The sequence below is a fragment of the Paenibacillus sp. FSL W8-0426 genome (genome assembly GCF_037969725.1).
GTDB classification, from domain to species: Bacteria; Bacillota; Bacilli; order Paenibacillales; family Paenibacillaceae; genus Paenibacillus; species Paenibacillus hubeiensis.
On sequence record NZ_CP150203.1, the window covers coordinates 5,021,571 to 5,046,176 of the forward strand.

The window sequence follows — 24,606 nt, forward strand, 5'->3', positions numbered from 1 at the left end:
GACTATTCTCTCTGACCGTTATGAACAATGGTGATATCCCCACGACCGCATATACAAAAATTGTTGCATGTGTTAAGCAAGGCATCTCCCGAACTCACCTTTACGTCATCTTTGCCGTCCAACCACGGAGCAATGATCTGAGGTGTGCACATAGCCACGCACTCGGGTGGTGGCAGCTCTTCCAGCGGAATATCCTCTTCCTTCGTGAAGAGCGAATTAAACCAGCCAATATCTTGTTTTGGAGGTGGAGCAGCTTCCTCGATGGCCTTCATTTCAGCCTGCACCGCCGGATTATTCAGACTGGTGCACAATCCGAACGGTCGAACATTGGCCATCGACAAAAAGTCGTTCACGTTTAATTGCGGTTGTTCATGAATGTATTCCCCGTGGCTCGCCGGGATGACCAGTCTCGCAGGCCGTGTCCCATATGTACATTGAGCATACGCTCCGTGGACCACAAAACTTTTGCCATCACTCATGTTTTTCTTCCTCCTTCGTCTCCAGCGGTTCCAGAACGATTCCCCACAAATCCCGCCTCAGGATGCTCTCGGCGACGTCCAAATTGATAACGAGCCGAGGATCATCGATGCCCGCGATGCGGAATATGGCGTGTCCCTTGGCCTTGTTCCGATCAAGGACGATTCGGCTCGGTCTTCCCCAAGGGTCATATTCCGTGAGGTCTGACAGACAATCCAGGCGATCCACCAGCAGCAACCAGTAGGTCTGCTGCATTTCTTCCGCAGGATGGGCAAGCACCGTGCATTTAAAAAGCGCTTCGTCATCGTACATTTCAATGACCTTTTTTAAAGGATCGGACATGAGAACGACCGGACGGTCAATCAAATCCGGGATCACCTTTTCCTTTCCTTCGACATATACAACGGTGAAATCTTTGATCTCCTGGTCTCGGTCTCTCGAAACCTCCAACGTTCTGTAGGCAGATCTTAACCCATCAAACGTGATCATATGTTCATCAAGAAGTCGATCCTGCGTCATGATAAAATAATCCATATATGCCCCCCACTCGCAAATTAAACAACCATTCTCGTTTAGGAGTATATCTTCAGGCTTTCTCGCTGTGCTGAACTCAATTGCAATGTTGAAAGATCCTTTTCATAGAAGTGAGCTCCATCCAGGCGGCTCTGCTCAAAGGTTGTACCATCGAATACAGCCCCTCTGAAATCACTCCCCCTAAGATCCGCGTTCGCAAAGACCGCTCCGCTTAGATTAGCGCCTTCAAAACGGGTAGGCATGAACGGAGGAATATGAAATTGTTCATTCGTTGGTGCGACATAGCTTGCCTGAACTTCCTCGAACTGCGCTCCCGATAAGTCGGCCCCGCCAAAATCTGCACCGTGAATGAGACTGTGACCGAAATTGGCTTGCGGCAGGATCGCGTTCCGAAAATCCGCTCCAATCAGCGGGCAGCCGACGAGTAAGCTGCCCGTTAAGTTCGTACCCGTAAAGTAGGCATAACATAGATTTACAAGTTTGAAGTACATGCCGCTCAAATCCACATGACTGAAGTTGCCATGCACATATTCGTCATGCTCGTTTGGGATAAGTTTTTGCCTTATATCCTCCGTATTCAGAATCCGGGAGTCATACTTGTAGATCAATTCATTGAAATCCTTATGTTCGCCTGACCGGACATACAGCTCCTCTTCCTTTTCCAACTGCTTAAATGCCTCTTGCTCCACAGCAACCTTCATGACATGCCTGAACAGATTGGTGATATAGTGCATATAGAACGAAGCTTCCTGTCTCATGATGAGCTGCAAGTCTGCGTCCAATATTTTTCCGATATACTTTTTGCTCTCCAGCAAAGCCGACTCACTGAATTTCATGAGGTACTGAAACGCCCAGCCAGCATCATATTCCACATAGCACTCTGCTGGATCGGCATAGAAATCTTGTCCATACCAGTAAATGCGGCATCGAAAATCTTTTCGAATAAGGCGGTTTCTGAAAAAGGTAATATGAATATGTCCAATCTTTCCTTTTCGGCCCATCTTCTGCATCTTCAATGCCTTGGCGCATCCATCCGTAAACGTACGCAGTGCCTGTTTTTGCAAATCCTGCAAATGCATTCCCAAACTATCGTGCAGCTCTCCGACACAAACGGCTCTTTGCTGCGGAATCCATTGCTCGCGAAGCTCGTTTAATGCTGCGATCCTCTTCATGGTGCAACAACTCCTTATATAGCATAAGGTCTGAAATTCCATCACTAACTATTGGTGAACACCTCTGTACCCGCCACTGTGGCATTTCCAGACTCATCCAGCGTGATTTTCCCGCCTTTATCGCTGCTAATGACAACCTGTTCCTGAGCCGTCAATAACAGCGTCTTTTCGGCCCGGATACGAACATTTTCCTGGGAGTGGAGCGACACTTCCTTTTGCCCCATAATGGTTACGGCACCGCTAGCCTCCAGTAAAATGATGGATTGTCCGTTGTTAGCAGATATCTGGACATTTTCTGGCGTCAGCTTGACTTCCATGCCCGCAGGATTCCGAAAATACCTCACGTTTGGATCGGACATCCGGTCTCCCGAAGAGGATGCCCCTGATCCACCTCCGCTCCCTGCAGCAATCATCATCCCGCCTTGCTGCCCGCTGCTGGATGACGCCGACTGGGTTAACGCGGCTTCCTCCGAATAGGTATTGACGGAACTGATTGCATAGGCCTCCTCTTCCCGAGAACTTGGGAAATGGACGCGAACGCTGTCCCCTTTTTCCGGCATACAATACCATCCGCTTCCGTCTTCGGAAGCATAAGAGGTCGAATACGGAAAAGAGTAGGCTGTGCCCTCTTGGCTTTGTTCATCAATTTCAAGATGAACCTTAACGGTATCACGTTGAATGGCCAGAACACGTCCCCCTACGGAAGCACCGCGAATGCTGTCGTTGTAACGAGGCGCCTTGTTCATTCCTTTACGGCTTGTCACCGTATAACGATGTACCAGAAGGCCTTTTTCCATGGTGGATATGCACCTTTGAATGCAATAGGGCCGTCCTTTGAACCGGATGACGTCTCCCAGATTCAAAACACGATGCGTTGTCACTTCATAACTTACAAAATCGGATTCATGAACTGGGGACTGACTGTTGCGGGATTGATAGAGAAAGGAGGATAGATCTTTTTTGACGACATAGTTGTAATTCTCTAGCTGCTCGTCCGTATCGTCATCGGGCACGCCAAAGTAGATCTTCACACTGTCTTGATGCGCTGCTGGCAGGATGACTGTATTCATACGGGCCGCCATTCGTTTCAAGAAGGTCCAGTCCGATTCATAATATTGAAGGACAAACTTACCGATGCTGCTGTCATGCCCGACAGCATAAATCACATCATATCCCTTATAAGCTTTGCCAACCTCTTTGGCCAATGCATTATAATTGAGCGAGGGATTCTGAAATGAGCGGGTGTTGCGTTTGAGATCCAGCATATATGAATACGTATGAGCTTCAGCCTGCAAATAATAGACGTCCTGTACCTTGCGCATTTCTAACATGGTAATCAATCCGCAGAACAACTTTTTGGGATTCCCATTTTCCGTAATTTGCAATACATTGACAGGGGTTAGCGATTGGACGGACTGCATGTACTCATCGTGCTGCTCTTTAGTGATCGTTCCGGACAGTGACAGTTTGCCATGCTCGTTTACCATCTGCTCGATCGAAAACTGTTCCAGCCTCATTTGATCAAACGGGGTGATTTTTATGTTCTCGTAAGTCAAAGCTTCTGCGCTCATGAAGCTGTCACCTCCAGCGAAGATATCATTCCGGTAATAACCGGTTTCCAGTGGTCCCATCGTTTCAGATTACCGTTCACATTAAAGATGAGCTGATAATCCTCTTTATCTATGAAAGCCTGGTAGTTGAACACCTGTCCATTGGCGACGGAACTGCTAAAAACACAGTATCTGGTTTGTAAACTGCACGGGACAACCACTCCATCTTCAATCCAACTCATACCCAGTTCCATAGTCCGAAACTGCTGCTGCATGATCTCCTTGAATTGTGCGATTGACATCGCTTGCACCGGCTTGATCCATTGCATGATCAAATTCAATTCCAGCTTCTCATGGCTATATACCAGATGTTCTGAAGTTTCCAAGGTCATTACAAAATCTCGGGGCAAAAACATGCGAATGCCCGTTTCCATAATGTTTGTTTTTTCAAAAGCTACTTCCGTGCCTTCAATGGCAAGCACACCTTTGGCAAGTCCTTCCATAATTTCTTGCAGGGAAGGACCTCCTTCAACTTCTGATTCCTGCCTCAAATTCTGATGGAACGACTTACCTTCCTGTTTCTCTCGCGCTTCTTGTCTTCGCTGCTTTTCAAGCTTGGCTATTTCCTCGTCCAAATAAGACAAATTTGTCGCCTCCCTTCCAAAATCAGTCCACGATCATTCTTCCTTTACGACTATTAGCCCATGGAGCTGCCGTTTTCGTACTTCGACCTGCTTCTTCCAAAATGTCGGAAAGTTGTCTGTGCAGCTGAACATTCGAAACATTCGTGCAATTTATTCCGGTTTTGAGATGGATATACTGCTCAATGGCCTCACGTGAAATCCTTTCCGAATTTAAACATGTGAACGAAAAAGCATGATCCAGCATGTCTCCCGAACGAAATCGCAACATCTCACGAGCAAAAAAATGCATAATATCCGGCCTAAGCGTTGAGGCCGAAATGGCAGAGTAAGGGGCCTGCAAATCACACCAGGTATTATATTCCGTAGCCATATCCGCAAAATCCTGATAATCGGACCGAAGTACAGCACCTGGCTTTAACTTGAATCGTCCCAGCTCCACCTCATCAAGTCCCAGTGACTCTTCGCCCTCTAGTACGATTTCCGCGTGATGTGCCGTAAAATCGGGTCTGCGAGTCGGCTCAAGAAAAATCATTTTCAGTACGGCCATTCGTCCAGTCGCCGCATATGGGACGGTAAAGTCATCCTCCAGCAAATATAAGCGGCCAGCATGTTTGAGAATGCCTTTACTCACAACGAGAGCTTGATCTTCCACTCGCACTTTTAGTCCAGTCACTATGCCTTCCGAATATTTTTCGAAACGGACATCCAGAAATGTCCGGGGAAAATCCCTGAGATTCTCCAACATTTCGGTACGCAGAATGCGTCCCTTTTCAAATCGGGGAACGATGTGGACTAGCACAGGCCATTCCTCCTTTTTTCCTTTGCATCAAACAAAATTCATTTCGTACCATCGAAGAAATCGAGTTCGGAGGACTCCTGTTCGAAAGGGAAAAACTTCTTGGGACCCAAATAGAGTTGCTCATCTTGTCGCGATACGGGAACGACGGCAAATCCCCAACGTTGTTCCCCGGCAAATACAAAAAATCTGGTTTCGCCATTACGAATCGAGTCGGTGTCGTCCTGCAAAATATATCTCCCAAATTCGACTGAAATCTCTTCATAAGACTTGGCCTCATATGCATTGGGGCGGTTATGATAGATATATCTTCCCTTTTGTTTACCGTCGACAGCAGTAAGATAAAATTCGATTTCTGTCACATGTGCGGGCCTCGATATGAATCCCGTCTTTTTCTGTTCGTTCAAGCCCTCAATGAGATTTTTTTCGAGCCCTGAATGCGTTAATGAACTGACCGTATAGGGTATAACCGGCGGTTGATGCGTAATCCGGGGATCGATCATCCCCATCTTCTTCGAATTTAGATAACGAATGGCTCCCTTAAGGCAAGCCATTTTTAATTCAGGCGTTTTCTGGTTCACTTCAGCCTTTTGTTTAAATTCAATGCTCTTTCCTGGCACAAATTCCTTGAGCGCCTCTCGAAACAGATCGATTCTGCACGACTGTCCTGTAAGTTTGATGATGGAATAGTCTTGCAGACGTCCGCTGTGATAGAACTCATCCAGGAATTTACGAACGATGTTATAGATGTCCGCTTTCAGCAACTGATGAATCTCCCTAATATTGAACACGACGTCTGGGAGGTGGTGCTCGTCCCTAAAACGACCGCTTTCCACAACGGATATCAGCCAGCGATCCATGACTTCAATATTTAAATCCGTTTCCGTATCCGTGCTACGCTCGGTTTCGAATTTGCTGCGCAATATGCCGGTTCGATGAAAAAACTCCTTTTTCATGTTTTCGGCAGCTCCCCATAGGAGATGGAAATTATTCAATACTCTTTGATACTCTTCGCGTGTTGCACTCTCATAGTTTTTGAATGCCGTCGGCAGAATTTGCCCAGCTTCCAAGTACCTTTTTTCTAATTTCTCGTACACCGCGTCTATGCCGAATTCGTCTACATGCCGATACAAGTCGCCTCCCGGTATACCGATTAACATATCAATATCCGTGTCGGAGTACCGTCCACCCGTCGCATAATATTCCGCAAACACAACTTTCATGAATTGCATAATGCGGTAAGTAAGGTTATTGCCGCCAAAGTTCATATCCCCATTCTCAAAATTCGTATGGATATCAAGCTTGTAGGCTATGCGCCCATCCTCAATTCGGAAACGGCATGAAGAAAGGTCCGTTGTTCCTCCCCCACAATCCATGACGAGTGCCTGATATTCCTCACCATCTGCGAAGGCGCCTCGATCCATCTGATCAGCCAGCGTATTATACAAAACAGCCAGGCCTTCATCCAGCATTTGATCTTCAATGATTGTAAATTCGGGGAGAACATGTTTGAACATCTCAATGAATTGTGTCTGCAGTTTGGCCGGAGCCGTAAAATGAAGGTTCTTGAACCGACATTTGAACTGCTGTTCCGCCGTGCCGATCACATACCGCAGAAAGCCACCGAGTATTTCGCTCCGGTCAACTACGGCTGTGTTACCTTCAGCATCGATGATTTCTTCTTGGATTTCATAGTTGTTAATCCACCGCTTGATTCCCCTGAAAACACTCGCCCTTGTCCCTCCAAATTCTTGATCTCCTAAAGCTTCTTCACCGTAAGCATAAACAACGTGCTGCGGAGTGGAGCAATCTACAACACGAACTGCTGTTGGCAGTACTTCAGCCCATTCCCGCCCTCTGCGCTGAGGGAACGAAACATAGTTGATCGAATTAATTTGGATCGAAGAATGATGGCCTGTTTCCGGTCGCGTAACATATTCATGATCCAGATAAGCTCCCGCCGTTGTGTTGGATGTTCCAAAATCAATGGCCAACACGGCCTCTGTCGTTTCGGTATCCCTGATGACCAATTCGGAGACAGGTATGCAAGCCGCCTGAAGTTTCAATGGAAGCATAGGGCGATCACTGTAATACGCATGATAGAAATAATCCGAATCCTGTTTTCTCAAAAACAACAAACGATAATCTCGGTTGGATGTTTCTCTTAGATCGGTATCTTCGTCGCGGGAGAGATAGAAGCATCCCTGAAGATTCTCATCTTTGAGAATATTCAGGATACCGCACAACTGACCGCTTCCATTTACCAATAAAACATTGGAAGTGCTGATCCATAATTCATCGGACTGGATCAGATAACGATCATTCTGGCCCGTTCGGACGCCTTGATATAACGTAATTCTGGCTGGAACACGAATCGTTGCTTCCTTTGGCCGTTGATTCGTCCAATACTTTCTCAAAATGGTTTCGATTCTTTCGAAACCGCCCTCTTGATAACGCGTAATCAAAAAGTGCTCTTCAGCACTCCTAAATCTTAAAATCAGGTTGATGAGCGAATTCCGATCCAGACGGTTGGCCAAACCTTCCACAAGGCGCTGCTTGAAACATATTTCTTTCAACTGGAAAGTGGTCATTTGTTCAAGCTCCACTCTTGTATATCTGGTCCCAAATGGACTACCTTCATGATTTGTGTCCGGTTGATGCAACCTATACGTATAAGGTCCGTTCATCATTCACGTTTCCTTTCATCCAGTGGGTACTCCTGTAATCACCCCACTTAGTAAAGAGCTATTCCTTCCATTCTCATGGTAGCTTCCTCTTCTAGAATGCCAAAATGATGACTCCAATAGATCTCGATCGTGAAATGAAGTGGGAGAAATAATTCTAAAATCAATTCCACCTTTGAATTGGCGTGTTCTGTTTTTTCCTGACCCATGTAGATCAGCAATTCGTTTTTTTCTTCACAGTTGGCATAAATAATAGATTTTTTGAAGATCTTGCTCATGGTCTGCTTCAGAAAATGGATCAATTCTCCCGTTTCGTAGACCATCAACAACCCTTCGCAGATCTTATCCTGCTCCTGTCTGTCAAGATCATTGAAACTGGAGGCGATCCTGTCTCCGAAGACGCCATTACGTATATCTCTGCTCAAAAAGCGAATATAATACTCTCGTTTGTTCATTCCCTGATACAAATCGATCGTCCCTAAAAAATGAATAAGGATATCAAAAAGATTCTCCCTTAGCTCGTAATCTTCTTCGTCATCCGGCAGGAAGAGCTCCTTGAATATGGAGTAGAAACGATAATACGGATTTACCTCGACAATCTGTTCGATCTCACGCTGGTTCAAATCTTCCAAACTGAGCTCCATGTAAGGAGAGTAGTCCTCAGCCGGGACGAACCTGATCCCGTTCGGGTCGATGCCCTTCAACTTTGAACTTAACATGACATCCCATATATAGTTCACAGGTATGCACCTTCACATCTGTAGTCAGGGAAATATGTCTGTATTTCGGCAACGATATAACTTAACACGTCAGCCTCCAAAAACTTTGGCAATTTCCTATTCCCGTTTGTTTCCAATCTAAAGGCCAGATTCATGACAGGTTTCCCATAATTAGTCCGTATGCCTTCACTGACAAATGGATTCAACGGATAGGTCATCGAAGAAGAAGCACTCAACATTTCACTATTTTTTGAAGGTTCCCGAATTTCAATGTCGACTAATTCAATGCCTTCGCTGGCTTCAAGCGAATGAACAATCCGTAGAATCTCTGCCTTAGAGCGGATAATCCGCCCCCTATTTTCAGCCAGACGAACGGTGAATTGTTCATTGCGCCGATTGGAAAATACCGGATATGGGAAATGTGTCAGGTTTGTCATCGAAGGTTTAATGATTTTCACAAGTCCCCATTCACCGGATTCATTGCGAGGAGTCACAATCACTAAACGATCCTCCGATCGCAAAATGTACCTCACATCAGCTTCGCTGGCATCGACCAAATACCCGTGTTGAGCGCCTTCTTGTCGCAAAGAAAGCGTATGTTCGAAATTAATTCGGTCTATGGCCGGCATCGGGAATCCTGTATTTCGTTGGCTTATTCGTTCCAGGTTCCATAAAGGGATAACGCCTGATCGCTTAAATACGTCATACTCTTCCAGCGACACAACAATTTCTTTGATCTCTTCATGCAGTGCAGGCTCGCCTTCGCCTCCAACCAGGACACAATCTACAAATTTATAAATGTACGGAAGATTGACCGTTCTCCAATTCTTCCCATTCAGCATAAATGATTGATAAAGCTTCTCTATTTCGTTTACGTAGGATAGATTTTGCTTTAATTTAAAAAATAGCGGATACGTGCCTGCATTCGTAACCATGGTTCCCTTGAATATTCGCTGGCTTGATATCAATTCCCAAATCTGTTTGGTTTCCATCTCCAAGAACAAAGAGAATAACGGAATCTCTCCCCCGTTACGCACCAGTTCTGCAACACCAGTGATATCAAGCATCTGGTTGTTCAAATCCGAGTACAGCATCGGTCGAAGAAATTCATGGATGGGGTCATAATCTTCCCGGTCAATTAAGGTGATGTGAAGTTCATATTTTGCCTCCTGATTCTCCACCTCGTCGAACACGCGCTGCTCAATCTGCCGGTTCAACTCTTCCTGGTATTCGACCAGGTTCAGGAACACGCCGGTCATCAGGTTTTTCAACACTCGGCGCTGCTCCAAGTCTTCCATCTTGTTCAGCCGGTCACGGATAATGTCCTTCATCCTGTCTCTCCCCTCCCGGGTTAATGATCGTATTGATTATTACTGCTCCTTGTTCGTGCTGACCGCTCCCGATCGGGCTTCCCCAACCTCTGATGGTAAATCGCTCTCGCCCTCATGATCAGAGGAGCCGGACGAGCTGGTGCCGGTTGCGCCTGTACCCGCTGACTGGCCCGAACCCGCCGCGCCGCTTCCGTTCGAACTCGTCGTGCCTGAAGACGTCGCGGGCCCCGAAGAACCGGCCGGGCTGGTGCCCGTTGGTTCCGCTGCGCCGGACAGATTGGACGACAGGCCCGCGGAATCCAGGCCAAGACCTGCATCCAGTCCGCCGTCCAGCAGCGGATCGGTGGCCGGAACCGGCGGGTTCAGCTTTTCATCGAGCTTGTTGATTTTGCGTTCCATCGCCAGCACACGCTCCAGCATGTCGATCTCCTGATAAATGCCCTGTGCCTTTTCATAAGCTTCCAACGCACCCGCGTAATCCCCGGCTTCGTTGTACCTGTCACCCTTCTGCTCCAGCGTATCGGCCTGAAGCTGGCGCGATTGGCGCTTGATGTCTGCACGTTTCGTCTCCGCTTCCTCCAGCTTGGTCGCGATTTCCTTGAGCGCTTCCTTGTACGCCGTTTCCGTCGCGGCCGTACGCGCTCGTTTGTACATGGTGATCGCTCCGCTGTAATCTCCGTTCTGCATCTTGAGATCGCCTTCGGTCACCCAATCCTGCACCTGCTGGAAGGTCGTCATTTGCTCCAAACGCTCCTGAATCGATGCCCGGTCGAACATACTGTACGGCTCGGATTGCTCCAATGCCTTCGTATAACTGGCTGTCGCCTTGGCAATATCGCCTTCTTTGAGATGGGCTTCGCCGTCGACGAGCGTCTGAGCCGCCGTCATCTTGGCCGTAAGCAGTTTTTTGTGGATCGGGTCCTTGATCTTGATCGAGTTGTTGCGGGCCAAGCTGTAATCCGACACAGCCTTGGCGTATTCCTGCTCCTTCACGAACTGGTCCGCACTCTGCTCGTATTCCAGCATCTCCGTCGCCCACTCCGCCTTGTTTGCCGCCGTTTTGATTTTGTAGAACAGTCCCGCTCCCCCGAAAATAAGCAGCATGACCAACATGATCGCAATGCGTTTGATCCACTTTTTGCGGTTTTTCGGTTCTTCGTGGAAAATTTTGTTCACGTAGATTGCGGCAGCCGTATAGTTCTCTACCCGGCTTCGCTGTTTGCTGAGCATGACCTCCTCCAGCGTATCCACCAAGGTGCGCGGATCGTTCGCCGCTTCCGCGGCATCGATCATTTCCGCGTCATGCACGCCTTCCCAGATGCCTGGCGTACAGAGCACCAATGCGTCTCCATCGGCCAGTTTGATTTTATCGGACACAAACGGCGTGATCTTGCCCGGCTTGCCCGCATATTCATTCAGGTTGCCGCGCTCGTCATGCTGATCGATCCGGTCCTCGGGGATCTGTCCGTCCGAAGCCAGCTGCGCCGCCATGCTGTGATCCCGGCTTTTCAGCACAAGCCGGTTCCCCCGCAGATGGTACAGGCGGCTGTGGCCCGCCGAACCCCAGACCATGCGGGTATAATCCGTCACAACGATGACGAAACCGGCTTTTAATCTGACCCGGCGGCTCTCGTGTTGAAGCCATCCATGCGCTATACTGATATACTCCGTCAGACGCCGTTTCGATAACGTCGGTTTGTCCATGAAAGACTCCAACAAGGCCTGTACCAGCATCTCGGCGCTGTTCACTTCGGCATCCGTATCCAGTCCGTCCGCGATGATATAGCAGGCGTAATCCTCAAGCTCCACGCAGCCATAGTAATCCCGGTTTTTCAGAAATGACCCTGCCTCCGAGACAAAGGCCATCTTGAAGTCGCTGTTCTCCTTTCTCATCTGTCTCCCCATTTCATGTGTCGGTGCCCCGCTGTCCCGAACGTTCTACCATCCCTGTTCCAGAATGATGATCGTGGCGTTATCCTGATGCACCAGTCGTTTTTCTTCGATCAAATCGATGATGTCCTGTGCCGTATCGTACGGAGACTGGTCCCGGGCAAGCAGCGTTTCCAGCTCCATCTCGGTCAGCGTGTTGTACACGCCGTCGCTGCACAGGACGATCTTGTCCCCCGGCTGCAGCGCAAACGGCTCGTCCGCGATTTCCATCTGCCTGAAATGCTCGTAGCCCAAATAGTTGACCAGCCTTTTGCGCTGCGGATTGTCCAGGGCCTCCTGTTCCGTTATCTCGCCGGACATGTACTGCTCTTCCAGCTGACTCTCCAGCGTATGCTTGTGATTGATCGGAACGAGCTCGCCCTTGCGAAATACGGCAAGAATGCTGTCTCCGACCGCTCCCCAGTACAGGTTCCGGCCCCGAATCAGCGCGCTTACCAGTGTTGTCCCTCCCGGCACGCCCTGCTGTTTGCGCAGTATGGCTTGATTGGCCATGTGGGATGTGTTTTGATAAAACTCCTGCACGTCCGGGAAATGCTCCTGCTCCTCGAATTCGCGAATAAAGGTCTCTACGGCCGTCGTACTGGCCATCTTGCCCCCTGACAGACCGCTGATGCCGTCGGCGAGCACGGCCAGCAAACCGAACGGCATGGATGCGCTGGCAAAATAATCGTCCTGTTCGCTGCGTGCCCCGATGGTCTGACCGTTTCCGATCTGTGCTTCCAAAGGCACGTCGTCGCGCTGCCGCACCGGATTTATTCGGCTTCGGACGAACAAGAGCAGCCCGACCAGCATGCAGCCGCACGCAAGTACCCAATACGGGGTCAGCTCCTTGTCATTCCACAGGATCATGAACGTACTCACTGCTGCTCCCACTCAAAGTGCACGCCGCACAATGGAATGAAGAGAAATTTGCTGCGTCCGAGCTGAATGACGTCATATGCGGCCAACTCTACCGGTGAATAAACGGCCTCGTTATTGTGGTAGGCAAGCCCAGAGGCATCGCCAGGCAGCAGATAAAAATTGCGCTTCTTCGGATCGTACACGATGACCGCATGATTGCGGCGGGAGATCGTATTGTCGCCCAGAATCCGTACATGCATCTCTTCGGAACGGCCAATGAAATTTTTCTCCGCCATAATGCGGTAATCCTGACCCATCTGCGCGCCTTCAATGCACACCAGCCAACCGGTTACCGGCTCAATGCCCGTGGTTTCGCCCAAATAAGGCATCGTTTTGTCGTCTTCCGCCGTGCGGGGTGCACGCGGTACGGCTGCCGCGGTTCCCCCGCTAGGCACAGCTGGCGACTCCACCGTCAGATTGCAGTATGGGCACGTATTTCCATGCCTTCTCGTGCTGAACATATGTCCATTAGCGCATCTCGTCAGACTCATTTCGTTTCATTCCCCCGTAAGCTTGGTTATTGTCGCCCGCCAACTACTTGACCAAAATCCGCGTGTTGGCAATATAAATTAAGTCCCCGGCCTCGATCAGGCTGGGTTCCTCGATTTCCAATTTGTTCGCTCGGCTCTGATTGCCCTTGCGTATGCCGACGCCGCTGGTCGAATCGATATCCTCGATGTACCATTGGCCGGATGCCTTGTTCAGCACGGCATGCTGCGGGCTGATCAGGGAAGCATACGGCGTGTCGGACAGATCGATATCCGCTTCGATCGATTTGGTGCTTTTGCCGATCAGGACGCTCGTTTCGCCCTGGATATACCATTCCTTCACGCTGGTTCCATCGTCATCGAGAAGCACCAGCTTCACGATACGAGAAGACACCGCGGTTTTCTTCCTGACCCTGCTTCCTTGCGATGCAGGCAAATATTTGAGCAGCAAATACGCTCCTCCGGACAAAATGACGATAACACCTGTTACCCACTGGGCACCCATGTCCCGATTGATAAAAAATATGTAATATAACACGGTTAACGAAATTGCGGCGACGCAAGCATCCAGCGTCATCGTTAATACCGATCTTCCTCGTCTCACCTTTCAAACCCCCGCGTGCACCGGATGCGCCCATTCGCTGGATTTCCGGCCTACTTTTTTCGCACTCCGAAATAACGCTCAAACATGGCGGACATGTCCGTTGGATCTTTGGCCCCTGTTTTACTCCCGTTCGCAGCATCCTTGCCCTTGGAACGATAGCCGAAAAATTGCTCGAATTGTTGTTGCATCCGTGACGGGTCTCCCCAGAACTGACCAGGGTCTTTCATGTCCTGATGGGTTCGGGCCGAGCTACCCTGCCGTGCATCAGCATGCGCTGACGAACGACCTTTACCGCTACCTTGCGATGCAGGATCAGGCTGCCTGTCATACGCGGCTCTCAACTCCGGGTTCCCCAGCGTGCTATAGGCTTCATGCACCAGCTTGAAGCGTTCCTCTGCTTTGGGGTCGCCTTGATTGACGTCAGGATGGTACTTTTTGGCCAGCCTTCGGTACGCTTTTTTGATTTCTTCCGCCGAAGCGCCTTTGTCCACCTCAAGCACCGCATAATAATTTTTCATCGTATTCGTTGCTCCCTCTCTGAGGTAAGAGTAAAATAAAGATTAAGGGGCACAAGTGCCCCTTAACCTGATGGTGCGTTCGGTGCCGGTGACGGCCGGCCCCGAACGGAAGCTCCCTCTTAAACCGGGAAGCCGCCTTCAATTTTGGTGAATTCAGTTTTGTCTTTCTTCTGTTTGATGAACAGGCTGAATTCACCAACCCCTTCGGTATCACCGAAACGTTCGTTGTAATCCACGACGAATGCGTTCGGGAAGTAAATTTTGCGTACCACTTGATCCGCTGCAATAACTTCCAGCGTCACTTTGCGGTAGCAATCCGCCTTCTCGGCAGGAACGAGGGACCACAGCGCAAGCTTCATCGTGTCGTCGGCATTGTCGCCGTCCGTTGCGGTGATGATTTTGCCGCTGATACGCAATGTTGCGCCCACATCCGTGGATCTTGCGTTGGAGTCATCCGGTGTATCCGTGTCGTAAGCGACCGTGCGGATGTTATCCATTCCCAGCTCGATTGTTTCTGCGCCTTCCACTTTCAATACAAAACCCATGAATTGTTACCTCCTTGGAATGATAAAATGTCTCCGGCCTTGGCCCGTTGAACGGAACCATTCCGGAATATATATGTTATAAAGGTACGCCCTGAGGCGAGACCTCTAAAACCGAAATGAATGGGTGCCCACTACGCTCTCATGGCGCTGGTGCCTTTGGTAATCATGACTTCGAGGTTCTTCACGTTGCCGTTGAACACCAGGTCAATGTGGCACATGTTGCTCTTCTCGTCGATGATATAGCTCATGTCGTCGCCTTCCTGAATGATCGAATTGACCGATCCCCGGCTGCCAAGCCATTTGCTCTTCTGGCTGCTCGGATTGTTGCTGAAGAACTTGACGATGTTTTCATGCTTGAAATCACCGGTTTGGAAACGAAGCAGGCGCTCGATGTAGGTGCTGACCAGCGTTTTGTAGATCGAATCGTAACCGTCCTCGGACATGGCCATGCTTCTGGCTTTGTAGACCGTAATCCGTTTGATGTCGCTGTCCTGCAGCTGCGCGTTCTCCGAAGAGAAGATGAAGCCGAAGTTTTTCCGGTTGATGGCATCCTTGATCGTATTCGTGAACCCGGAAATTTCCTTCGTCATCGTGGTTACGACGCGCAAGCTGTTGTCGCCCGCCTCGATATCGAAGCGCACCCCCGGATAATCGCGATTGACGTTTTTGAACGCGGCCCGCAAATATTCCGGACACTGGTACGCGGCAACGATACCCGCAGCGACATAGGAAGCCCCTACATACACGCCTTCGATCCAAAGCTTCAAAATGTCTTCCTTCTCTTTGGACAGTTCCACGCCATGTTCTGTCTGGAGCATGCGGCTGTCGATAATGACGCCTGACTTCTCCTTCGGAATGATCGTGAAATTCGGTGCGCTCGGAATGGCGAATTCGCTGTATTCCTTTCGGGTCAACATGGCGCATTTGTCGACGTACTTGTCGATCCCGGCCGTCGCCATGCTGCTGAACGTGGAATCTTCCCCGGATTCGAAGCTGAAGAAGACCTGGATTTTGTAATCCTTGATGACGTTGAGCAGCATTGACAGCGATTCCATGCTGTTGCCGTCCTGTTTAACGACCTTGTCGTTACCCCGGAAGCGTTCGCGGCTTACTTTGACGTTGCCGGTATTTTCAAGCTCCACCGAAGGGACGATGCCGAACCAGATCGTATCGGTGAAATCGTTTTTGGCATTGACCGTGTTCAGGTACGTTTCGAGCCGCGGAATATTGCTGCTTTTCACCAGCATGTCAAGCTTGGCATTGGTGATCAGCATGGACGGCTGCATGCCTTTGTTTTTGATCGCATATTGGTCAAAGTACATTTTGACGCCCAAAATTTTCTCGACGAGCGGTTTGACCGTTTTCACGAAATCATCCTTGGCCGTCTTGTAGAACTCCAGGTATGTATTGTAGTTCTGCACCTCAACGGCCGTATCCACTTCACTCTGTACCGCCGGAAGCGGGCAGAATGTACGGACAACCAGATCCTGAACGTAAGGGGATGGCGATTCGGACAAGGAATCGTAATCATCCGCGAACACCTGTGTCAGATCCGTGCTGGAAGACTCATCGAGTAGCATCAACTCGTTGTTATCACTCTTCGGAGCTTCGATGATTTTCAATTCTCCGCTCTCGCCGATCGTCAGTTTACCAACTTGAATCGCCTCGGATGCCGTCTCTTCCTGGGCCCTGCCGAGCAGAAGCCGGGTTTTGATATCTTCGATCGCGAGCGGCAGCATCGCCATCACGTTGTTGTAGTTCCGGCTGGCTTCCTCGAACATGACGTTCAGCTTGTCCCCGACATCCAGCTTCTTCGGATCTCCGTCGTCCAGCTTCTCGTATTGCCCGTACATGTAATGGATTTCCTTCCGGACTTGCCGGATGTCGTCCATCACCTTTTTCGGCGAAATCATGTCGAGCAGGTTCTCGAACTTGAAGTCGACGTTGGTAATTCCCTGGCTGCGCTTGGTATCGATCAACGTAAACAGCATTCTCAGGAAATCGTTGCTGTGATCGATCTTGATCTCCGAAATGGCCTCGTCCGGAATGTTTTCCGGCTTTTTAAGCGTATACATGACCTTCTGATTTACCGCATTGAAGAAGGAGTACACGCTGGGAGAGAACTTGTCGAGAAACTCGTCAAAGCTGCGAACCAGCAAATGCTCGTTGATTTCTTTGACCTTGTCGTCACTCAGACTGTCGATGCCTTTGACATCGCCCACGATTGTGATCAGGTCAAGCTTCTCCGGGTTGATCTCTTCGAAAAGCATCGTTCGGTTGGTTTGATTAATAATGTCCATTCAGTCAGCGCTTGCCCGGAAACATGGGCATTTGGAGCAAACGCTTACCTCCCTCCATCAATTTTTGACACTCCGCCCGCCTCCATCCGCCTTTGGTCATGAGCTTGCAGAATCATCAGGATTCGGCAGACATGCGACTGATAGATCGTGCCGTCAACATACACCCGGAACTTGCGAACCAGATTTATGCCGTTTGTTTGGAGATTTATGGAATTCATCTTAATCATCAGCAATATGTTTTGTCAATATTCCCCTATATAGGACTAAAAGCTCAATTTTGCCTGTCGAATATTCCTAAAGGACTAATTTTTGTAATTTACTTCATTTCCTGACGGAGCGTGCCGATGATATAGAATATACTAGAATTTGGATGAGATACAATCTTTTTAAACGGATGGGGTTTAGCCCCTATTCAAGATTTAAAATACTTGTAAACAAACCGATTCGCTTAGCTTTTATATACATAACGACATGTAACCCGGTTAAATCGAGCGCCAGCAAAGACTTAAAAAACACATAATTTATCACGTTATATAAACCGCAAAATACAAACACACGTTAACGGAGAGGCAGAACCAATCTGGAGAAGCAAAGCGTTCGCTAAAAGCTTTCTGAAAGAAAGCTGCATCGGAAGCATAGGCTTATCACCGGATTTTCCCCCTTAGAAAAGGGGAATCCCAAAAATCTGGGGATAACAGCGATCGGAAGATGGTACTGCACTCGCAGTGCCCTAGTGTGAATGATTAGTGCGGTCTATATAGCTTGAAACAATCATGTACTCGACCAGAAAGGAGCTTCAAATGCCTCTCATGAAACGAAAAACACTCAAACTATGGATGATGATCATGCTCTTCATCCCCCTGATTTTGCCTCCATTTCATTCGGATCGAGCTTCTGCCGCTTCGGCAGTCAAGACCCAGTCATATCAGGGCCTCGATGCCATGTTTGTGCTGGATGTCAGCTATTCCATGAATGAGACTGACAAGGATCGCATTGCCGAAGAAGTCATCCATATGTTTATGGACATGAGCAGCGGACCCAAGACAAGGCTGGGCTTTGTCGCTTATAACGACAGGGTCACTTCCTCCATACCGTTAACGGATATCTCCTCTTCCGGAGCCCGGAACGCTCTTCGGGGCCGCATTGACGGTCTGAAACGTTCCGGTTATACGGATCTGGGACTTGGATTGCGACGCGGTGCGAGTCTCCTTGCCCAATCGGGCGATGATCAGCGCAAACCGTTTATGATTTTGCTTTCCGATGGCGAAACGGATTTGCGCGGGTCCACGAACCGAACGGTCTCCGATTCTTCCAAGGATGTGGACAACGTGATCGAAATGGCCCAAAAGGCCGGCTACCCGATATACACGGTCGGGCTGAACGGGGATGGCACGGTCGATCCGGCAGAGCTTGAACGCATCGCTTCCGAGACGGGCGGTTCATCATACATTACCGGCAGCGCGGACGATCTGCCCGAAATCTTCAACCGGATCTTCGCGGATCAGATTCAATCCGTTCTGGTATCGGTCGCTGCGGTTACCGCCACCGGGGCGATGCAGGAGGTCACGGTGGATATTCCGAATTCAAGCATGGCTGACGCCAATATCATCATGCTCTCTGACCATGCCGTTTCGGAGGCCCAGCTGTATTACCAGTCCAGCAACGTCAGCTTCATCCGATCGGACAAATACGCCCTGATGAAGATTATTCGGCCGGTCAAGGGACAGTTCAAACTGAAATTCAAGGGGCGCAGCGGTGATTTGGTTAAAATCAACTTGCTGGGCAACTATAACTTGTCCGCAGCGGCCGCCATGGCAACGGAGAAGCCGGCGAAAGGCACAACGATCACCTTTGAAGCGGCACTGCATGACCAGACTGCGGAATCCAAACCGATTGAAGATTTGAACGTGTACAAAGGGCTCAAAGCCGAACTGGTCATTACACCTTTGAAGGGAAACACGGAGCGCGTTCCTTTGAAAAATACCGGAAAAGGTTTTACAGGGGAGTATGTGTTTGCCCAATCGGGTTTGTATACATGGGGTGTGCGAATCGATGGACCTGATTTCTACAGGGAGATCACGCCAGTCAAGGTGGATATTACGAATCAGGCTCCTGCCGCAACGGGGAAAATCATGGACTTGTCGAAGGATGATGGCGACGCGCTCGTTGATCTGAATGCTTATTTTGAGGACGCCAATAAGGACCCTCTCACCTACCAGCTCGTTGAAGGCGACAACGGCAAGTTCGAGAAAGCTTCGATTAACGGAAATATATTGCAGTTGTCGTCCCTGCGAACGGGAAATTCCTCCATCCAGATCACGGCAACAGACCCCGAAGGAGCAAGCACCACGGCGGAGATTTCGCTTCAGGTTCATTCCTTCCGCGAGAAACTGATGCTGTATTCGGGGCTGGCTATCGTTGTGGCGGGCGGACTGTTCGCGCTGTATTGGTTCGTGCTGAAACCGAAGCCCGCGTTCCGCGGCAGATTGGAAGGATATTTTCTCGCAACGGCAAGCGGGGAGGACATTCCGGTTACCCATTGGCCGCTGACCTCGATTGACCGTCGCAAAGTGAATCTTGGGGAGTTGTTCGACCGGATGGACATCGGCATCAAGGTGCCGGAATCCGGACGAATCTGGCTGGAAGCAGGCAAAAAAGAAACGCTGCTGGTCAGACACGACACCAATTGTACCTTGGTTCGGGGCCGGACGCCAATTCAACGCAAACAAACCGCTGCACTGGAATACAATGATAAATTGTATATTACGTTTGAAGACGGCGTTACCGAAATCGAAATTAGGTACAAAGCAATCAAGCCGAGCACTAACATTTATGTAGGGCAATCCAGAGAACCGCATCAGAAGTCCGGAACATCGGCGATGTAAAAAAGAAAGCCGACTTCGCCTTGCGCGCAAGGCACTCCCATTGTTTTCAAGCAATGAAGAGTGCCTTGCCGCTATAAGGCGAAGCCGGCTTTTTGAGTTTTCGTTCACGCTGTTTCATGCTTGGAGCCGGTTCGGGCTTCGTACACTTGCGTATGCTCCTGATCCGACTCGGCCCATTCCACATTCCCAGGTTTGCGCACTTTCCACACCATGGCCTGAAGCTGAAGGGCGCGTTTGATCCAGCTTAGGGAAGAGCAGCGTTTCTCGGAACGGACCGTCAACCCCCAGCGAATGACGGAAGAAAGCCATCGGGTTACATACTCGTTATAGGCACGAACCGCGAGCAGTTCATCCCGGAACAAACGCTGTTTTACATCCGTCGGCGGCTGGCCGCACGTCCAATAATACAACAAGGCTGCCAAACTATACAGATCCGAGGTCGGTCCTTGCACCGATTTCTCGGAATAAAACTCAAGCGGCGAATACCCTGCTGATGTAAAAATCGTTTGCTTCTGCCCGGCGTCCACCGGACAGCGCACGGCAGAGCCGAAATCGATCAGCTTTGGCGTGCCGTCTTCCAGCACCATAATGTTGGTCGGTTTGATATCCCGATGAAGGATGCCCTGCTTATGCACGTATTCGATCGTATCCACCAGCGGCAGCAGCGTCGTGCCGATAAAGTCGGCATCAAGCCGGTGGTTATGCTCCTTCAGGTAGTCATTCATCGGCACGCCGTCGCAATACTCCATGATCACATACCCTGTGTCATTGGCTTCAAAATGGTCCACATGCCGAACGATGTGTGGATGATCCAGTGCCGACAGCAGTTCACCTTCCAGCATAAACGCAGCGAGAAGCTCCCGATATTGCCCGCCATATCCCCGCGAAGCGCAATATGCGCTTTTGTGATCCGACTTGCGGCCCGCCAATCTTCGTGGAAAAAACTCTTTGACGACAACCTTGGCACCCGTGGACCGATCTCTTCCGGCATATACGATGGTCAGTTCGCTTCGGGCGATCACCCGTCTTACCTGATATGTATTGTTCAAAACGGTGTTGCGCTGCAGCGCGTCTTTTTCGTTGCCTTTTCGCATGACTTACCTCTTTTCAAGCTATTCCTGCACAACCGGTTTCATGTGCACCATTTGAAGCATCCACAGGGATCCAGCTGGAAACGTAATCCCATGGTTTACCCCAAACGATGCACTTTGAAACACGGTCCTGCTGTTCAAGGCTTAAATCCCGTCGTTTTAACACGGTTGAACTACCGAATGGCATCAGGTCACTTCGGTCCCAACACCCGTCCTTTAAATTTACTTTTACAGCTGGATGCTATGATCCATAGTTCTCCCGAAGAAACTGACCGATGTCCTTATTCATTTGCACCAGCGCTTCCTGGGATGGATAATGGCCCGTATCATACGTGATCGTCCGTACGTTCGGAATAATCTCCCGCGCACGTTCCACCAGTCTGTCTGCCGGGAAAAAGATGTCTCTTTCCCCTGCCAGCAGCAGAGTGGGCGCAGCATAATCCTTTAGTTCTTCCTTCTCCGTCAGCTTGGGCAGATCCTGCTCCAAACTGACGTGTTTGAATATTTTGCCGACGATATTTTTATCCGATTCTTTCATACAGCCACAGGACACGTTATCCGCGATCTTTTGCAGTGAAGCGGCAGAAGAAGTCATTTTGTATTTGAAGAACGGAAGGATGACGTCTTGCGCCATTTTGATCTTTGAACCGGCAGCAATTCCCGCAGGCATGACCAACACAGAGCAGGCGATCCGGTCCGGAATGTACGTAGCCAGCCTCAGTACGATGCCGCCGCCAAAAGAAGCCCCGATAAACGCGCTTTTTGGGATCTCGTAATGGTCCAGCAGATCGGCAGCCCACATCGCAAAGCTGTCAAACCTCGCAGAGATTCGCGCTTCCTCACTGTAGCCTGGATGTCCGATCGTGTCTGGAGCAATAATCCGGTAATCGCCGAACAACGAAGAGAACCATGCCAACGTCATCGGATTCACGCAATTGCCGCCTTGCAAAATAAACAGCGGTTTGCCATCCTCCGGTCCAGTCAATAACACATGGGTTTTGCCGAAGCGCGTGTCCACGTACTCCCGCCGAATATCCCCGCCGAGCTGCCCCAAACAGGCCTCGTATTCCTCCAGAATGCTGCTCTTTCCTTCTTCACTTCTATAAATGGAACTCATGTCTGCCTCCTGCAATATAATGCCATTCTTCTTGACATAGAAAAAAGCCCGTCAGTGACAAGCTCCCTCGCATGTAACTATCATTTGGAACTGATTATAAATTGGAAACTGGAAAATGTAAATAACGATTATTGCAGACGTTGTTTTTACGTCATTATGGCCCCTTAATTTGCGATATGGACGGGATTTCACCCCTTTTTATAAGAAAAAAGGCTTTGTTTTCGTTAAGCTCCTTTTCGCTGTTTCTTTTCCTCGCTTCCGGCATTATACTTATCGAGGTAAAAATAACCAAAATTAAATCCAAGGAGGAGTACTATGCGTAAAGGAAAATGGTTGTATTTCATGTTGATGGCAGGATTAGCTGCAGTCCTATCCTTAAGTGGGCCAGCATCTGCATCCGCCGGATCATCATTGCCCAAGCCCAATTGGGGAAAAACGTTAGCATCTGAAGCATACGGATTTCCCCAAGCACCTTATCACGTGCCAAATACCAATACGGTATACATTCATTCAACATCATCCGTCCAATCGGAAACCAAGATATGGGAAGTGGGGATCGTTTCAGCCGTCGATCGAACAACGGGAAAAGAAAAGTGGTCTTATCCTTTTTATAAAAAAGGGATGGCCTATCCTTGGAGTACCAAAATGGCTTATAGCGCTAAAGGCTCCGTATATGCCCTCGTAGAAGATGGCAGGGGTACAAAGCTATATTCGGTCAATTCGTCCGGTAAACTGAATTGGATGCTGCCTGTACCTGCAGCCAATGAACTTGTTGTGATGAACGATGGAACCATTATATTGATCAACCCCAGCAAACGGGATGCCAATGGAAAATTTGTCCCATGGGCCTACGCCTACGGCACAAACGGGAAAAAGCTGTCGGAGCGGGCTCTCGGGGATCAGTACAGCGTAGTGGACGGGACATATCTGGTTTCACAGGTTGGAGGTTTGGTTAAATCAAAGATTGACGTCTACGGCTCCAAATTGAACAAGCAGTTTACATATACACCACCTAGCAATGCGTATATTGATGTTGCGGGATTTTCCTGGGTTTATAATAGCAGCGATCTCCTTCTCCGCATGAACGTGCCTTCCAAGGGGAACCAGTTAATTGCTCTCAATGCTAAAGGAAAAACATTATGGGTCCGCAGCATCGCCGGGAATGCCACGGTTCAGTCCGTAGGAAAGAACTATGTGGTGTATGAGAACGGAGAAATGAAGGTATACGGCGCCAAAGGATTGCTTCTTAAAAAATCCATGAAACTGACCGATCCGATGCAGGTCGTCCATAAAACGATCGACCATCAATTGTTAATCAACGAGAACGAGTACAAGAGTGTCTTGGACCCTGCCACGTTGAAAACGATCTATCATCTCCCTTATGACGAAGAAACATCAGAATATTACTATGCGGGGAATGGCTACTTGTATGAGGTAAAAGATTTCTTTAAGTTGTCCCAGTACACATTGCCAGCTGTACAATAGGTTTAAAAAAACAGCAGCCGTTTCTGCAACGGACTGCTGTTTTTTTTGTTATATCGTTCCTTTTGGAAAATGGAGCATGCCGGCCTTATTTACGTCCGTAATCCGCCTTGATTTCGCCCCATTCCTTCGTTTGCCATTTCAATACCTTGTTGGGGTACGTATTCGTCTGCAGCCACCGCTCCGCACGGTCGATCATCAGCCAGATTTCTTCCGTTGAAGCATCGCGCGGCAACGTCGTGGATACCTTTTTCTGCTTCAGCCATTTCATGGCATTGACGGAATCAGAGTATACCGTCTTGCTGCTTCCTCTTTGTTTGAGGTATGCCAAGGCATGCACGATGGCCAAAAATTCTCCCAAATTGTTCGTTCCCTTGTTAATCGGGCCCACCGAGAACAGAATCTCTCCCGTCTTGGTATCCACGCCCTTGTATTCCACCGGCCCCGGGTTGCCGCGGGTACCCACATCCACCGAGATGCTGTCGTAATCGACGGTTTCTGACGTTTCCATCCCTGCACTCCGTCCGGCGCTGCCCGAGCGGGCTTTGGACGAAGCGCCCGAACCGGCAGCGCCGGAGCCCCAATTGCCTTTCCAGCCTGCATGGTAAGCCTGCTCTGCCGCTGCTTTGGATTCGTATGACTTGTATTTTGCACCTGCATATTGATCGGTCTGAGCCTTGCATTCGGCCCAAGTGCTATATACGCCGGGTTTCTTGCCTTCCCAAACGACATAATATTTCTGCTTTGCCATATCCCTTTACCGCTCCTCGGTTTACTGCATTCAATACATTCAATAACCTATTGTAAACGATCGGAAGG

21 protein-coding genes are annotated in these 24,606 nt (G+C 49.3%); 2 read left to right on the forward strand and 19 right to left on the reverse strand.

What is annotated here, in order from left to right:
• Window positions 1-2: 2 nt before the first annotated feature.
• The 16 genes from MKY59_RS22825 to MKY59_RS22900 all read right to left on the reverse strand — a co-directional run bounded on the left by MKY59_RS22825 (window position 3) and on the right by MKY59_RS22900 (window position 17,212).
• On the reverse strand, window positions 3-479 hold the full coding sequence (locus MKY59_RS22825) for a DUF4280 domain-containing protein (protein ID WP_339273919.1): 477 nt from the start codon (window positions 477-479) through the stop codon (window positions 3-5).
• Window positions 472-1,011, reverse strand: coding sequence for a DUF1629 domain-containing protein (locus tag MKY59_RS22830; protein ID WP_339273920.1), 540 nt, complete (start codon window positions 1,009-1,011; stop codon window positions 472-474). Before MKY59_RS22830 ends, MKY59_RS22825 begins: the two co-directional genes overlap by 8 nt.
• A gap of 38 nt (window positions 1,012-1,049) precedes the next feature.
• Window positions 1,050-2,183 carry a pentapeptide repeat-containing protein gene (locus MKY59_RS22835; protein WP_339273921.1) on the reverse strand — a complete coding sequence of 378 codons (1,134 nt, stop codon included), beginning with the start codon at window positions 2,181-2,183 and terminating at the stop codon, window positions 1,050-1,052.
• 44 nt (window positions 2,184-2,227) lie between these two features.
• A complete protein-coding gene (locus tag MKY59_RS22840; RefSeq protein ID WP_339273922.1) occupies window positions 2,228-3,754 on the reverse strand; it encodes a contractile injection system protein, VgrG/Pvc8 family in 1,527 nt (508 codons plus the stop codon).
• The gene (locus MKY59_RS22845) at window positions 3,751-4,377 is read right to left on the reverse strand and encodes a hypothetical protein (RefSeq protein ID WP_339273923.1); all 627 of its coding nucleotides are present in this window, start codon (window positions 4,375-4,377) and stop codon (window positions 3,751-3,753) included. The genes MKY59_RS22840 and MKY59_RS22845 overlap by 4 nt, the downstream gene beginning before the upstream one ends.
• Before the next feature lie 22 nt (window positions 4,378-4,399).
• Window positions 4,400-5,176, reverse strand: coding sequence for a DNA and RNA helicase (locus tag MKY59_RS22850; protein WP_339273924.1), 777 nt, complete (start codon window positions 5,174-5,176; stop codon window positions 4,400-4,402).
• 38 nt (window positions 5,177-5,214) lie between these two features.
• The gene (locus tag MKY59_RS22855) at window positions 5,215-7,860 is read right to left on the reverse strand and encodes a molecular chaperone (RefSeq protein WP_339273925.1); all 2,646 of its coding nucleotides are present in this window, start codon (window positions 7,858-7,860) and stop codon (window positions 5,215-5,217) included.
• 47 nt (window positions 7,861-7,907) lie between these two features.
• On the reverse strand, window positions 7,908-8,597 hold the full coding sequence (locus MKY59_RS22860) for an iron-dependent peroxidase (protein WP_339273926.1): 690 nt from the start codon (window positions 8,595-8,597) through the stop codon (window positions 7,908-7,910).
• The gene (locus MKY59_RS22865; protein ID WP_339273927.1) at window positions 8,594-9,850 is read right to left on the reverse strand and encodes a normocyte-binding protein; all 1,257 of its coding nucleotides are present in this window, start codon (window positions 9,848-9,850) and stop codon (window positions 8,594-8,596) included. The genes MKY59_RS22860 and MKY59_RS22865 overlap by 4 nt, the downstream gene beginning before the upstream one ends.
• Before the next feature lie 96 nt (window positions 9,851-9,946).
• Window positions 9,947-11,800 carry a serine/threonine protein phosphatase gene (locus tag MKY59_RS22870; protein WP_339273928.1) on the reverse strand — a complete coding sequence of 618 codons (1,854 nt, stop codon included), beginning with the start codon at window positions 11,798-11,800 and terminating at the stop codon, window positions 9,947-9,949.
• A gap of 45 nt (window positions 11,801-11,845) precedes the next feature.
• Entirely contained in the window at window positions 11,846-12,718 is an 873-nt protein-coding gene (locus MKY59_RS22875) for a protein phosphatase 2C domain-containing protein (protein WP_339273929.1), read from the reverse strand.
• The gene (locus MKY59_RS22880; protein ID WP_339273930.1) at window positions 12,715-13,248 is read right to left on the reverse strand and encodes an FHA domain-containing protein; all 534 of its coding nucleotides are present in this window, start codon (window positions 13,246-13,248) and stop codon (window positions 12,715-12,717) included. Before MKY59_RS22880 ends, MKY59_RS22875 begins: the two co-directional genes overlap by 4 nt.
• Before the next feature lie 43 nt (window positions 13,249-13,291).
• Window positions 13,292-13,849, reverse strand: coding sequence for an FHA domain-containing protein (locus MKY59_RS22885; RefSeq protein ID WP_236421107.1), 558 nt, complete (start codon window positions 13,847-13,849; stop codon window positions 13,292-13,294).
• A gap of 50 nt (window positions 13,850-13,899) precedes the next feature.
• Window positions 13,900-14,367 carry a DnaJ domain-containing protein gene (locus MKY59_RS22890; RefSeq protein ID WP_339273931.1) on the reverse strand — a complete coding sequence of 156 codons (468 nt, stop codon included), beginning with the start codon at window positions 14,365-14,367 and terminating at the stop codon, window positions 13,900-13,902.
• Window positions 14,368-14,486: 119 nt separating this feature from the next.
• Window positions 14,487-14,912 (reverse strand): membrane-associated protease 1, encoded by a 426-nt coding sequence (locus MKY59_RS22895; RefSeq protein WP_236421108.1) that lies wholly within the window; start codon window positions 14,910-14,912, stop codon window positions 14,487-14,489.
• 131 nt (window positions 14,913-15,043) lie between these two features.
• Window positions 15,044-17,212: a transcriptional regulator gene (locus MKY59_RS22900; RefSeq protein ID WP_339273932.1), complete on the reverse strand. Its 2,169-nt coding sequence runs from the start codon at window positions 17,210-17,212 to the stop codon at window positions 15,044-15,046.
• An 809-nt stretch (window positions 17,213-18,021) separates the two neighbouring features.
• On the opposite strand from MKY59_RS22900, the gene MKY59_RS22905 reads away from it, so the two are divergent.
• A complete protein-coding gene (locus MKY59_RS22905; protein ID WP_339273933.1) occupies window positions 18,022-20,097 on the forward strand; it encodes a vWA domain-containing protein in 2,076 nt (691 codons plus the stop codon).
• A 104-nt stretch (window positions 20,098-20,201) separates the two neighbouring features.
• Here the strand turns inward: MKY59_RS22905 and MKY59_RS22910 are convergent, their stop codons facing one another.
• Both MKY59_RS22910 and MKY59_RS22915 read right to left on the reverse strand, forming a co-directional pair.
• The gene (locus MKY59_RS22910; protein WP_236421111.1) at window positions 20,202-21,191 is read right to left on the reverse strand and encodes a serine/threonine-protein kinase; all 990 of its coding nucleotides are present in this window, start codon (window positions 21,189-21,191) and stop codon (window positions 20,202-20,204) included.
• Between the two features lie 238 nt (window positions 21,192-21,429).
• Window positions 21,430-22,305: an alpha/beta hydrolase gene (locus MKY59_RS22915; RefSeq protein ID WP_236421112.1), complete on the reverse strand. Its 876-nt coding sequence runs from the start codon at window positions 22,303-22,305 to the stop codon at window positions 21,430-21,432.
• Window positions 22,306-22,785: 480 nt separating this feature from the next.
• Here MKY59_RS22915 and MKY59_RS22920 point away from each other — a divergent pair, with 480 nt between their 5' ends.
• On the forward strand, window positions 22,786-23,790 hold the full coding sequence (locus tag MKY59_RS22920; protein WP_339278458.1) for a PQQ-binding-like beta-propeller repeat protein: 1,005 nt from the start codon (window positions 22,786-22,788) through the stop codon (window positions 23,788-23,790).
• A gap of 85 nt (window positions 23,791-23,875) precedes the next feature.
• Here the strand turns inward: MKY59_RS22920 and MKY59_RS22925 are convergent, their stop codons facing one another.
• Window positions 23,876-24,538 carry a ribonuclease H family protein gene (locus MKY59_RS22925; protein WP_339273934.1) on the reverse strand — a complete coding sequence of 221 codons (663 nt, stop codon included), beginning with the start codon at window positions 24,536-24,538 and terminating at the stop codon, window positions 23,876-23,878.
• Window positions 24,539-24,606 lie beyond the last annotated feature (68 nt).